The following is a 14,022-nucleotide window of genomic DNA, read 5'->3' as shown; positions in this document are numbered from 1 at the left end:
TCTACTAATAAAAAGGGGGATTTTCCCCCTTTTTATATTCATAAATGAGAATTTGACTAAAGTAGTTAAAAACTACTATAATATTAACGACTTATTTTTTGTGTAAAGATGAAAGAAGGTGCAACATGGTATTACCAGTAGTAGCAATCGTTGGACGACCAAACGTTGGTAAGTCTACAATTTTTAATCGTATTATCGGATCGCGCGTGTCAATTGTTGAGGATGAACCAGGAATTACACGTGATCGTATTTACAGTAGTGGAGAATGGTTAACACGTAAATTTAATGTGATTGATACAGGTGGAATCGAAATTGGTGATGAGCCATTCATGAAACAAATTAAACATCAAGCAGAAATTGCAATGGATGAAGCAGATGTGATTGTATTTGTCACTAATGCACGTGATGGAATTACTCAAGCGGATCAAGAAGTTGCAAATATGTTATATAAAACAAATAAACCAGTTGTTTTAGTGGTTAATAAAGTAGATGATGTGAACTTTAAAGAGCAAATCTATGAGTTTTATTCATTAGGTTTAGGTGATCCAATTGCAACATCAGCGGTGCATGGTATTGGATTTGGAGATATGTTAGATCAAATCGTGTTAAACATGCCTGAGAAAAAGGGAATGGAATATGATGAAGATGTAACAAAATTCTGTTTAATTGGACGACCAAATGTTGGTAAGTCATCGTTAACAAATGCTATTTTAGGTGAAGAACGTGTCATCGTTAGTGATATCGCAGGAACAACACGCGATGCAATCGATACAGAGTTTACAAAAGATGGACAAAAATATGTTGTCATCGATACGGCCGGAATGCGTAAACGTGGTAAGGTGTATGAAACAACTGAAAAGTATAGTGTTCTTCGTGCTTTAAGTGCGATTGATCGTAGTGACGTGTGTTTAATTGTTATTGATGCTGCCAAAGGATTAATCGAGCAAGATAAGCGTGTCGCAGGATATGCTCACGAAGCTGGAAAAGCGGTTGTTATTGTGGTTAACAAATGGGATGCTATTGAAAAAACAGACAAAACAATGAAAGAATGGGAAGACTTAATTCGTACGGATATGGCGTTCTTAGATTATGCACCAATTGTTTTCTTATCTGCCTTAACAAAACGCCGTTTACATACATTATTTGAACCGTTAAATTTAGCAGCAGAAAATCATAAGAAACGAGTAGTCACTCACGTCTTAAATGATGTCATTATGGATGCAGTAGCAATGAATCCGACACCAACTCATAATGGACAACGTTTACGTGTTTATTACGCAACACAAGTTTCAACACAACCACCAACATTTGTTATCTTTGTTAATGATCCAGAATTATTACACTTCTCATACAAACGTTACTTAGAAAACTGTTTACGTCAAGCCTTTGGATTTGAGGGAACACCAATTCATATTATTGCAAGAAACCGTGATTAATCATAGGTTAATGAGGAGGATTTATAATGACTAAGAATATAACCGTTATCGGTGCTGGAAGTTGGGGAACGGCGTTAGCACAAGTTTTATGTGATAATAAAAATAATGTGACGTTATATGATTTAAATCAAGATGTAGTAAATGATATTAATCAAAATCATCAAAATTCACGTTTTTTTGCTGACATAACGTTACCGTCATCATTAGTAGCGACAACAAATTTAAAAGAAGCGTTAAAAGAGGCGCAACTTATTTTACTTTCTGTTCCTACTAAAGTAATGCGCGATGTTTTAAAGTCAATCAATCAAGAGTTAGATCATCAAGTGATGATTATTAATGCTAGTAAAGGAATTGAACCTGGAACACATAAGCGTGTATCTGAAATTGTTAAAGAAGAAATTGATCCTAATTATTTAGAGGCATTTGTTGCATTAACAGGGCCATCTCATGCTGAAGAAGTGATTGAACGTGCTGTAACAACTGTGACATGTGCGTCAACGGTAGCAGAAAAAGCAAACATTATTCAAGAGATGTTTAATAATCAATATTTCCGTGTTTATCGTGTGGATGATTTAATCGGTGTTGAAATTGGTGGATCGATTAAAAATGTTATTGCGCTTGCAGCGGGTATTATTGCTGGACTGGGTTACGGTGATAATGCAAAGGCGGCATTAATCACACGTGGTCTTGTCGAAATTAAACGTTTAGGAACAGCAGTAGGTGCTAAAGAAGAAACGTTTAGTGGATTAAGTGGTTTAGGTGATTTAATTGTAACGTGTACATCTGTTCATAGCCGTAACTGGCAAGCTGGTTATAAAATCGGAAGTGGTTCAGATCTTCAAGAAGCCATTGATAGTATGACCATGGTTGTTGAAGGTGTTCGAACTTGCCAAGCAACGTATGAAATGATACAAAGCTTACAAATTGAAATGCCAATCGTCGAAACAGTTTATGGAGTTATTTTCAATAAATTAGATCCTCGTGATGCTATTGCACAATTAATGATGCGTGATATGAAACCTGAGTTCTATTAATATAAACTTAAACATTATCTGTTTATTCGATGAAATCGGTCAAAAAAAGACTTTTATTATAGATGAGAGTTATTGATAAATCGAAGGAATTGGACGCTAATCCAACAAGATATGAAATGAATAGGTTAGAAGTTAAACATACATTTTAGCTTCTTTATAGACAAAAATAATAAATTATTTGCCTAAATGGTACAAAATACCTCCTCTTATCATATGTTATATTGAACATGAGATATGAGGAGGTTTTAATTATGTTTGATAATCTTTTTGGACGATTTGGGAAAGATGTAAATGTGAATCAGGCAGAGCTTTTTAATATTGCGGATCAAGCAACAGAAATGGATTTAAAAAACGAAAAACAAGTTCGTGCACTTATTCAAAGTGTCGGGGCAATGGTTGGTCGTAAAGTTGATCAATCCGTGGAAGATCAATTAACTAAAATGATTATTGATGGGGACGTTCCAACAGATATGGATCAATTATTAAAAATGATGATGTAATCATCAGATTACGAAAAAGGACTTAGTGAAGCTAAGTCCTTTTTTGTCTTTTGTTAAAAAACTAATTTAGTACTCTTATTACTTCATTAAACTCTTTTTATAAGATAAGTGGGGGTCTAATTTATAAATATTTCACTTAAAATGATTAAAAGTTATCATATCTTTAAGTCGTTAGTGCATATAATTCGAAGAAAACGCAGGCTTGCACCCTAATTAGCAGTGTTAGTTAGGTTTAGGAATGAATCTACTAAATTCATTCAATGCAGTAAAGTAGAAAAGTTTTTAAAGTTTTATTAAAATTCTCTCATAAAGTAGAGGATAAGCAACATACATTGATATTGACAAATATAAGTGAAAATGGAGGTTTACGATATGGAAACTAATGAACTGATGAGAGACGTCTTTGCACGAACTAATGGGGAGTTCTACTTAGGGGTAGTAGGAGCGGTTCGTACGGGTAAATCAACGTTCATCAAAAAATTCATGGAGTCACTTGTGATCCCATTAGTTGAAGATGAAAATGTAAAAAAACGTATGATTGATGAGTTACCTCAAAGTGCTAATGGTAAAACGATCATGACAACAGAACCAAAATTTATTCCGGCACAAGCGGTTAATGTAACAGTTGAGGGGGAAGTATCAGCAAGTATTCGTTTAATTGACTGTGTTGGATATGTCATTCCAAGTGCTGTTGGTTATGAAACAGAAGAAGGGCCACGTATGGTCAATACACCTTGGTATGAAGAACCAATTCCTTTTGTAGAAGCAGCAGCTATTGGAACACAAAAGGTAATTGAAGATCACTCACATATTGGAATTGTAATGACAACAGATGGATCAATTGGAAACTTTAATCGTGACGATTACTTAGAAGCAGAACAATTAGTAATCGAGCAATTAAAAGCAATCAACAAACCATTTATTGTTATTTTAAATACAACTCATCCAAAAACTGATGACGTTGCTGAGTTACGTGGACAGTTACAAGAAGAGTATGGAGTACCAGTGTTACCTTTAAGTGTTGAAAACATGACGAAAAAAGATATCTTTAGTGTGTTAAAAGAAGCATTATATGAATTCCCAGTATCTGAATTAGATATTAAATTACCAAGCTGGGTAGATGCTTTAAGTGATGATAATTGGTTAAAAGCTCGTTTCTTAAAATTAATCAATCAAAGCACAAATGAGTTCTATAAACTTCGTGACATCAACTATTTAGCAGATGAGTTTAAAGAAGAAGATATCGTTGAAGATTGCTACATCAGTGCTTTAGATGCAGGAGCTGGGTTAGCTGAGTTAGAAATTAAAGTACCAAATCAACTATATGATCAAATCTTAACTGAGTTAGTCGGTCCAATTAAAGATAAAGCTGATTTAATGTATTTATTACAAGACTATGCAAATATTAAGAAAGAGTACGAGCCAATCGCAAGTGCTTTACAAATGGTAAAACAACTTGGATATGGAATCGCTACACCTGCTATTGAAGATATGACATTAAGTGAGCCAACAGTAGTAAAACAAGGTTCACGTTACGGTGTTCGTCTAAAAGCAAGTGCGCCATCTATTCATATGATTCGTGTAGATGTTGAATCAGTGTTTGAACCAATCATCGGTACAGAACAACAAAGTAAAGATTTAATTGATTTCATCTTAAAAGATGTGGATGAAAATCCATTATCAATTTGGTCAACTGAGATCTTTGGGCGTTGCTTAAGTGATATCGTACGTGATGGTATTTCAGCGAAATTATATTCAATTCCTGAAAATGCACGTATGAAACTTCAAGAAACATTAATTAAAATTGTCAACCAAGGAAATGGCGGGTTAATTGCCATCATGCTATAATGTATGTGAAAAATCTCTCATCAATCGGTTGATGAGAGATTCTTTTTTATTAATTTCCAATTATTCGTTTAAAAAATTAAAAAGTATTACATAATAGGATAAAATAGTGTTCTATCAACAAAATATGCAAATAAATGTTTGCAACGCCATAGGGTGTGTGGTAAACTTTTACTTGCAATGAAACATCTTAGGAGGTATTTAAAACTTATGAACCGTTCTCAATTAGTAGATAAAATCGCAGAAAAAGCTGAGTTAACAAAAAAAGATGCAGATAAATTTTTAAGTGCTTATATTGAAACTGTAACTGAGGCTTTACAACAAGATGATAAAGTAGCTTTAGTAGGATTTGGTACATTTGAAGTTCGTGAACGTGCAGCACGTCAAGGACGTAATTTACATACTGGAGAAACAATCGAAATCGAAGCAAGCAAATACCCAGCATTTAAAGCAGGTAAAGCTTTAAAAGATGCTTTAAAATAATTAATAGAAACGAAGGAAGACAACTTTGACGGTTGTCTTTTTTTTCATTTTAGTCTACTGATAGGAACGTGGTATAATAGCAATAGATGTCGTTATCAGTCAAATATAAAAATCGTTTAGATAGATGAATAGAGGTGAAAATTGATGAGTATTCGTTTTATAACGGGACGATCAGGGGTAGGGAAAACTCGTGTCATTTTAAGTGAGATAAAAGAAGCCTGTGATACGCATCCTCAAGGGGATCCGATTTTTGTGATCGTTCCGGATCAGATGTCTTTTCATATGGAATATCAGTTGTTAAAACAAAGTGAACAACCAAGTTTAATGCGTGTTCAAGGGCTAAGTTTTAGTCGTTTTGCTTATCGTATTTTACAAGAAACAGGAGGAGTTAGCCGATATCATCTCGATCAGGTGGGATTGTCTATTTTACTTCAAAAGGTGATGAATGAAAAAAGGGAAGAATTAACGTTATTTCCTTTTTACGCGAATAAACCAGGATTTATTAATAAGGTAAGTGAGATGATTGCCGAGTTTAAAAACTATTGTGTCAGTCCTTCTCAATTATTTCAATGTGTCAACGAATCAACTGAAGCGATGAATTGGTCTATTCAGTCGAGTAAAAAAATTAATGACTTGGCTCTTTTATACGATACGTTTGAGAAAGTTTCACTCAATAAATATTTAATGAGTGAGGATTATTATGCCCTTTTAAGTGAACAAATTGCGAACAGTCAAACGATCGCGAATAGTGATTTTTACATTGATGGTTATCATATTTTTAATAAACAAGAAGAGTTAATTTTATTTCAATTAATGAACTATGCGAAGTCTGTGACGGTGGTGTTAACACACGACTTAAATTCTGAAAGTTCGGTTTTTGAATTATCAGGACGAACACTTTCACGTTTACAAAATGGTGCGAAAGAACGTGGACTTAATTATGAAGTGTGTGACATTACTGCTCATGAACAGTCACGCTTTTATGAGCCAAGTGGCTTGAAACATTTAGAACAACATTTTTTACAAGTGCCACTTGTTCCGTCTTCTCAAGAGGGAGTCTTTTTCTTTAATGCGGCTAATCGTCGCCTAGAAGTTGAAGAAGTTGCTAAACGAATTCATCGACTAGTTCACGAACAGAATGAAACGTATAGTGACATTGCCATTTATACGGGTGATGCCAATGTCTATGATGAGCTGATTGCCGCTATTTTTCCTAAGTATCAAATTCCTATTTTCTTAGATTATAAAGAATCGATGATCAATCACCCGTTAATGACGATGATTTATCATTTATTTGATGTGATTTTAAATCATTGGCGTCATGAATCGTTATTTACGGTTATTAAAACAGGTCTTTTCATTAATGTGGAGGGCTTTAAAAAAGGTCAGTCATTTTATGACTTATACCAAAGCTACCAACGTGACATTGATTTATTAGAAAATTATTGCTTAGCAAGAAATATGAAAAAGTTTGATTGGGTGTCTTCTGACTCATGGGTTTATGAACGTTATCAGGGACTTGGGCGCGGTTATGTTAAAACAGATGAGGATTTAAAGACTGAACAAAAAATTAATCAAGTTCGAAGTGAGATTAGTCGTCTGATTACATCATTTGAGGCGAAGTTAAAAAAAGCAAAAACGTATAAAGACTATGCGATTGCTACATTTACGTTTTTAGAAGAGTGTCAAATTCCTCAAAAGCTCGCTTTATTTGAGGAAAGTGCACAGGAATTACAGGATTTAAAACTTTATAAACAGCATAATCAAGTTTGGAATCAACTACTGTCTCTTTTTGAACAGCTTGTTGAAATTGGTCAAGAAGAAGTCGTGAGTTTAGAAGATTTTGTGATTGTTTTTAAATCAGGAATTGAAGAGATGACTTATGCAACCGTCCCTCCACGTTTGGATCAGGTAGCAATCGGAGAGTTAAGACGTGCTCGTTATCAATTAGTGAGTGACTTAAAAACACCAGGGCAATACGGAATTAAGCATGCGTTTGTTTTAGGGGTGAATGAAGGTCAAATTCCGAAGTTTGTGACAGAAAGTAGCTTGCTAAATGAAGCAGAACGTGAATCACTTAAAGCAGCGGGAATTGAATTAGCGCCAAGTCTTGTTCAAACACAAGTGGATGAGCAGTTTATTTTATATACCGTATTTACTTCTGCTAAACAATCTTTAACGTTGTCTTATGCTAATAGTAATGATGAAGGAAAAGAGTTTTTACCATCTTATATTTATAATCATGTCAAGGCGATGTTTCCTAACGCTGTTGAGGCGCATATCGGACGTGAATGGGAAGATGATGTTTACGATCACTTAACAACTCATATGCAAGCCGTTGCTCATTTAATTGCCGTGTTAAAAAAATCACCACAACGTCGAGAGTACTATCAACCGCTGTTAGACTACTATAAGGAAACACAACCGCTTGTTTACCAAATGATCACGCAAATTTTAAATTATCAAAATGATGTTACCAACTTAGATAGTGACATCACGAAACAATTATATAGTGAGGAAATCGTCGCAAGTGTTTCTCGTTTAGAACTGTTTAATCAGTGTGAATTTGCGCATTATCTTCGTTATGGACTACAGTTAAAAGAACGAGAACAATATAAGTTAGACTTACCTCACATTGGAGAGTTATATCACGAAGCGTTAAAGCGAATTGCTGATCGAATCACAAAAGAAAATCGTTCCTTTAAAGATTTAACACCAGAAGAATGTTTAACGTTAGCGAAAATGGTCTCAGATGAATTAAGTGATCAATTACTTTATAAAATTTTACGTCAAAGTAAACGAATGATGAAGCTAACGGAGCGCTTAACGCAAGTCGTTTACAAAACATTACTCGGGTTAAAATATCAAGGAAGTCATAGTGCGTTTAAGCCGCTTTTCTTTGAGCTACCGTTTGATACGAAGCAAACAAGTGGTATTCATTTAAAATCACGCGAACTTCCAAATGGATTTAGACTGGCACTCAAAGGAATTATTGATCGTGTGGATGTTGCTAAAAGTGAAGATGGTCAACAAGCGTATTTGAGAATCATCGACTATAAGTCAAGTCAAAAAGAGTTAGAGTTAGATAAGGTGTATTATGGATTAAGTTTACAACTGCTCACTTATTTAGATATTGTTGTTTCAAATGCTTTACAACTCATTGACTTACCAGCAGAGGTAGGGGGCTTATTATATTTTCATGTTCATCGACCACTCATTAGTCAAGACTCAGAGGACTTATTGCGTCAAGAGTCCTATGAAGAAAAAATCATTCAACTTCAACAAGAAAAGTACAAAATGAATGGGTATTTACCAGAAGATTATGATGTCGTTCACTTAAGTGATCAGCGACTAAGTGAACAGGCGAAAAGTGATATTGTGCCGATTACTTTAAAGAAAGATGGAAGTTTTTCAGCACGAGGGAATGCCACTTTAAATAAAGAAACACTCAAAATGCTTCGTCACTATACGAATCAGATGATTGAAGAATCTGCCATCAAAATTACACAAGGACAGCTGAATATTAATCCGATGAAATATGGGGAACGAAGCGCTTGTGATTACTGCCAATATCGAGGAATTTGTCAATTCGATCCCGATTTCCTAGGAAATACTTCTCGTTTATTACCAAAGATGAAATCAGATGCTGCGATGGAAGCGATGAAATGTAAATTAGAGAAAGGAGGGGCAGAGGATGAGCTCTAATTCTATTCCTAAAAAACCAAGTGAGGCCATCTGGAATGATGAACAATGGCAAGCTATTTATGAAAAGGGTCATGATTTATTAATTTCTGCTGGGGCAGGATCAGGTAAAACAGCAGTTTTAGTTGAGCGAATCATTCAAAAGATTTTAATTGATCAAATCCAGGTAGATGAACTACTCGTCTTAACCTTTACTGAAGCGGCCGCTGCTGAAATGAAGCAGCGTATTCGCTCACGAATTGAACAAGAACTGGGGACTCAACCGGATAATTTACTACTTTCAGCTCAGTTAAATAAGATTTCATCTGCTAATATTTCAACCTTTCATGCATTTTGTAATAAATTAATTCGTCGCTATTATTACTTATTACAGTTAGATCCAGTCTTTAAAATTGCGGATGATATTGAGGTTGGTATTTTACAAGATGATGTCATTGAATCACTATTTGATGATTTAGCTGAAGCAGACGATGAAGAGTTTTTACGACTAACAGACATTTTTAATAGTGATCGTGATGACGAAGCGTTAAAAGTCATGCTTTTAAAAGTATATGAACTGGCGCGCTCTAATCCAAATATGATCAATTGGTTGATGAATCTATCTTCTTTATATGAGTGGGATGGACAAGATTTAAAATCATGGTGCTACTACGATGAGATTAAAAAATTAATGTTGCCATCCATCGAAGAAGCTTTAGTAGACCTAGAAAAAGCTCGTCAATTTGCGATTGATTCTGAAATGATGGGAACTCCTCATAAATATCCGACTGATGTTTATCCTGAGGATTTAGCTTACGTGACGCGTTTAAAAGAAAGCCATCAATCAAGTTATGATGAGTTACGTCAAGCTTTTAAAAATACAAAGCTTTCAACGTTCCCTCGTTTAAATAAAAAGCAATTTGATGAAGTAGCACATGGCCAAAGTAAAGACGCCCGTGATTTATTTAAGAAACGTTTAACGAAATTAGAAGAAAAATATTTTGTTTACTCAAATGAAACACATGCTCGCCATTTTAGTGAAAGCATTGAGACGGTCAATGCGTTATCTCATCTCGTTCTTAAGTTTCATGAGCGATTTACAAAGGCAAAGCGTGAGCGTCAATTATTAGATTTTTCTGATTTAGAGTGGAATACACTTGCATTATTAGTTGAAGATGATCAACCAACTGAGGTGGCGGTTGACATTTATCAGCAGTTTAAAGAAATTATGATTGATGAGTATCAAGATACAAATTCCATGCAAGAGTGCATTATTAGTTCTATTGCTAAAGTGAAAAATCCAGAAATTCCAATTTTCATGGTTGGAGACGTTAAACAATCTATTTATCGCTTTCGTTTAGCAGAACCTAGTATTTTTCAAGGAAAGTATCAGCGATTTGCAAAAGATCAAACAGTAGGCAATAAAATTGATTTAATGAAAAATTATCGTTCACATCAACAAGTCATTGATGCGACGAACTTTATTTTTAAACAATTAATGGATGAACCTGTGGGAGAAATTGAATATGATGAAGCGGCTATGTTAAAGCTTGGTGTGGATCAGGAAGTAAACGATGCCTTTAATCAAAGTGAAATTCATCTTCTTGATAAAAAACAATTTGAAGAAGAGGGAGATACTGATTTAAATGCGATTGAAATTGAAGCTCACCATATTGCTCGGTTAATCTTACAATGGATAGCAAGCGATCAACAAATTTATGATCGTAAAAAGGGAGTACATCGTTCTATTACGTATCAAGATATTGTGATTTTAATGCGTTCATTAAGTAGTGTTGCTATTTTTCAAGATGTTTTTAGACTGTATCAGATTCCACTGTTTACAGAGCAAACGACTGATTTATTCGATTCAATTGAAATTATAAATCTGATTTCTTGCTTAAAGGTGATTGATAATCCTTATCAAGACATTCCTCTAGTTGGCTTAATGCGTTCGCCTATGTTTTTCTTTACAGAACGTGAGTTATCACTGATTAAAGTCGCAACAAAAGCTCAATCTTTTTATGAACTAGTACGCTATTATCAAGCGTATGGAGAAGATGAAGGCTTAAAAGAAAAAGTGACCGCGTTTGTTCAAACGATTGAACGTTGGCGATTTCAATCAAAGACAACGTCTTTATCTCAATTAATTACACGTATTTATGAGCAAACGTTATATTATGAATTCGTTTTAGGATTACCCCATGGGTATTTACGAAAAGCAAACTTAGATGTTTTTGTCGATAAAGCAAGAATTTATGAATCAAGTACAAAAAAAGGATTGTATGGATTTATTAATTATATTGATCGAATGCAAGCATTAGGAAAACATTTTGGAAAGGCAAAAACAGTAACAGCTAATGAAAATGTCGTTCGTATTATGTCCATTCATAAATCGAAAGGATTAGAGTTTCCGATTGTCTTTGTGTCACAAATCCATAAAAAATTCAATGAGCAAGATGAAAAAGGTAATTATCTCGTTCATAAAAAATATGGCGTGGCAGTGAAATATATTGATCCTGTTTTGCGATTAAAGCAAAAAACGATTGTTCAAAATGTGGTAGGATCAATGATTCATAAAGAAATGCTAGCAGAAGAAATGAGATTACTTTATGTGGCAATGACACGAGCTAAATCAAAATTAATTTTCACAGGTGTATTTGATACAGATAAAAAGTTGGCCTCAATGAGTGAAGTGATCAAAGAGTCACAGTGGATGCTTCCTTCAAGTCATCGATTGAATGCGAAAAATTATGCGGATTGGATTATTCCTGCCGTGTTAAAGCATAAAGACTCAAAAGAAATTGTTCAAACTTATTGTGATAGACAAGCTTATTTATTAGACGATGAAAGTTCATGGCAATTGCGCGTTATTACGGAGCATGAACAACTACAAGAACAATCATCTAAAAGTGAACAACAAACAATGGACCCACCTAAACTTGATTTTGAGAAGATCTTTTATCAAACTTACGAGTATCAACCACTCGTTGAGATTAATGCGAAACAATCTGTTTCACAGCGAAAAGAAGAAGAGTCAACGCCAATTTTTAAAGTTATTCCAGAAGTAAAGCCTCAAGTGGCTTATGATCGCCCTTCTTTTATGAAAGAAAATCAAGTCAGTGGACCAGAAGCAGGAACAGCACTTCATCAATTTATGCAACATCTTCCGCTTTCACTCAATCATACGACTGAAAGTCTTCAAGAACTGAAAGAACGTATCATTGAAAAGGAAATGATGACGGAAGCGATGGCAAATAAAATTAACTTTGAACAAGTGTTAGCTTTTACGAAAACACCGCTTTATGAAACGATTACGAAAGCAAACATGGTTAAAAAAGAAGTTCCATTCATGACCTTAGTTAAAATTGCGGATCATGAACAGTCACAAATTTTATTACAAGGGGTCATCGACTTATTAGCTGAGTTTGATGATGAAGTTTTTATTATTGACTATAAAACCGATTACGTCTTTAACTTTGAATCTCAATACAATGAACTAAAAGAACGTTATGCGGTTCAAATGAAGTATTATTCAAAGGCTATTAAAGAAATTTATCCAACTAAAAAAGTTAGTTGTTATGTTTACTTCTTAAAAGTTCAACAATCTATTATCTATGAATAAAAAAAGCTGAATCCCAGACGGGGTTCAGCTTTTTTAATCATCAAATTTAACATTATCTTTAATATAGGCTTTTGTTTTTAAGTATAACGTACGCTCATGGAAGTCCACTTCATTATGTTTAATTCGAATTCCCTCAATATAAGAAGCGAGTACAAGTCCAAACAAAATCATATAAGAGATCGAAGAACTTCCTCCAGAGCTAATGAAAGGTAATGTAACCCCGGTAATTGGCAACAATCCAATCGTCATTCCGATATTTTGAATTTGCTGGAAGAATAACATTCCAAAAATCCCAATACATACATAACTATTATAATGTCCTCGATTTAAGGTCGCTGTATTTAAGATTTCATAATCGAATAAGCCACATAAAATCACTGTAATCAGTGTTCCAATTAATCCAAAATCCATGCCGATCACAGCAAAGATAAAATCGGTATGAGCTTCAGGGAAATAAACTGTTGAACTTTGAAATCCATTTCCAACGAGATTTCCAGAACCAATCGCGAGTAATCCTTTAGCTAGCTGCATTCCTTCACTTCCCATTGTTCCAAAGGGATCAAACCAGCCGAAGAAACGATTAAGTTTGTAGGGAGCTACTCCTAATGTATCCGTTAAAAAATCAGGAAATATTCCGACTAAGACAATAAAGAGAGTGATTAACGCGATTGCTAATCCACCAACTGTTAAAATGTAACGCCACTGTATTCCTGAAGCAAAAATCATTAACGCGATAAAGAATAAGACAATCATCGTCACTCCTGAGTCGGGTTGGATAAATATTAAAATAGCAGGTGGTAAAACAGCTAACATAATTTTACAAAGCAGTTGGAAATCGGTTTTAAAATTACGACTTAGATGAGGATAATGTTCGTTATGACTTTGAATAATATCCGCAACGACAAGAACTAGACCAATCTTCATAAACTCTGAAGGTTGAATCGTCCCAATCCCCGGAAGTTCAAACCATGAAACAGCTCCGTTAAGTTCTTTAACAAAAGGAATTGGAATATGAAGATGTTTGTAAGCGAATAACCCCAAGAGAGGAATCATCCAAAAACCGTAAATCCACCATCGAAGAGCGCGAATGCGATCACTTCCAATAATGACCACAAAAAGGGCAACAATCGCACCAAGTGAGATAAATAAAAGTTGTCGACTCGCATAATTAATGGTGATAGCCGGATAGTTAATTTTAGTGAGCGGAACCGCTGACTCAATGGCGACTAAACCAATTCCAATAATTAAAATTAGATATACAATAATTGGATTATACAATAAAATCCGAAGGTTGTTAAAAATAGTTCTCAAATTTATCACCTATGATGTAAGGATAGTCTTATTCTATCAGATAATTGTAGAATTGATAAGAGATAGAGAAGAAATGTTTTGATAAAATAGAATTCATCGTTTGACGTCAC

8 protein-coding genes are annotated in these 14,022 nt (G+C 34.5%); 7 read left to right on the top strand and 1 reads right to left on the bottom strand.

From position 1 onward, the window contains the following. The first annotated feature begins 125 nt into the window (after positions 1 to 125). From der to addA, 7 genes are all read left to right on the top strand, one after another. The gene (gene der, locus JRC48_RS05860) at positions 126 to 1,436 is read left to right on the top strand and encodes a ribosome biogenesis GTPase Der (RefSeq protein WP_235070911.1); all 1,311 of its coding nucleotides are present in this window, start codon (positions 126 to 128) and stop codon (positions 1,434 to 1,436) included. A gap of 26 nt (positions 1,437 to 1,462) precedes the next feature. Further along, complete coding sequence (locus tag JRC48_RS05855) at positions 1,463 to 2,470, top strand: NAD(P)H-dependent glycerol-3-phosphate dehydrogenase (protein ID WP_235070910.1); 1,008 nt, start codon at positions 1,463 to 1,465, stop codon at positions 2,468 to 2,470. A gap of 251 nt (positions 2,471 to 2,721) precedes the next feature. Continuing rightward, positions 2,722 to 2,970 carry a stage VI sporulation protein F gene (locus JRC48_RS05850; protein WP_235070909.1) on the top strand — a complete coding sequence of 83 codons (249 nt, stop codon included), beginning with the start codon at positions 2,722 to 2,724 and terminating at the stop codon, positions 2,968 to 2,970. A gap of 372 nt (positions 2,971 to 3,342) precedes the next feature. Further along, positions 3,343 to 4,818, top strand: a complete 1,476-nt coding sequence (gene spoIVA, locus JRC48_RS05845; RefSeq protein ID WP_235070908.1) for a stage IV sporulation protein A — start codon at positions 3,343 to 3,345, stop codon at positions 4,816 to 4,818. Positions 4,819 to 5,025: 207 nt separating this feature from the next. Next, complete coding sequence (locus tag JRC48_RS05840; RefSeq protein ID WP_055242063.1) at positions 5,026 to 5,298, top strand: HU family DNA-binding protein; 273 nt, start codon at positions 5,026 to 5,028, stop codon at positions 5,296 to 5,298. Between the two features lie 144 nt (positions 5,299 to 5,442). Beyond that, on the top strand, positions 5,443 to 9,003 hold the full coding sequence (gene addB / locus JRC48_RS05835) for a helicase-exonuclease AddAB subunit AddB (protein ID WP_235070907.1): 3,561 nt from the start codon (positions 5,443 to 5,445) through the stop codon (positions 9,001 to 9,003). After that, a complete protein-coding gene (gene addA / locus JRC48_RS05830) occupies positions 8,993 to 12,601 on the top strand; it encodes a helicase-exonuclease AddAB subunit AddA (protein WP_235070906.1) in 3,609 nt (1,202 codons plus the stop codon). The genes addB and addA overlap by 11 nt, the downstream gene beginning before the upstream one ends. Positions 12,602 to 12,634: 33 nt before the next feature. On the opposite strand, the gene JRC48_RS05825 is transcribed toward addA, so the two are convergent. Continuing rightward, entirely contained in the window at positions 12,635 to 13,912 is a 1,278-nt protein-coding gene (locus JRC48_RS05825) for an FtsW/RodA/SpoVE family cell cycle protein (protein WP_235070905.1), read from the bottom strand. Between the last annotated feature and the right edge of the window lie 110 nt (positions 13,913 to 14,022).

Origin of the sequence: Turicibacter sp. TJ11, from assembly GCF_021497505.1 — a bacterium.
Classification (GTDB): Bacteria; Bacillota_I; Bacilli_A; order MOL361; family Turicibacteraceae; genus Turicibacter.
The sequence above is the reverse complement of the archived record's forward strand: the minus strand, read 5'-3'. Positions and strand labels throughout refer to the sequence as shown.

Excerpts from the sequence above, each read along its gene's own strand:
- der (WP_235070911.1), top strand. The coding sequence starts at position 126 with ATGGTATTACCAGTAGTAGCAATCGTTGGACGACCAAACGTTGGTAAG.
- JRC48_RS05855 (WP_235070910.1), top strand. The coding sequence starts at position 1,463 with ATGACTAAGAATATAACCGTTATCGGTGCTGGAAGTTGGGGAACGGCG.
- JRC48_RS05850 (WP_235070909.1), top strand. The coding sequence starts at position 2,722 with ATGTTTGATAATCTTTTTGGACGATTTGGGAAAGATGTAAATGTGAAT.
- spoIVA (WP_235070908.1), top strand. The coding sequence starts at position 3,343 with ATGGAAACTAATGAACTGATGAGAGACGTCTTTGCACGAACTAATGGG.
- JRC48_RS05840 (WP_055242063.1), top strand. The coding sequence starts at position 5,026 with ATGAACCGTTCTCAATTAGTAGATAAAATCGCAGAAAAAGCTGAGTTA.
- addB (WP_235070907.1), top strand. The coding sequence starts at position 5,443 with ATGAGTATTCGTTTTATAACGGGACGATCAGGGGTAGGGAAAACTCGT.
- addA (WP_235070906.1), top strand. The coding sequence starts at position 8,993 with ATGAGCTCTAATTCTATTCCTAAAAAACCAAGTGAGGCCATCTGGAAT.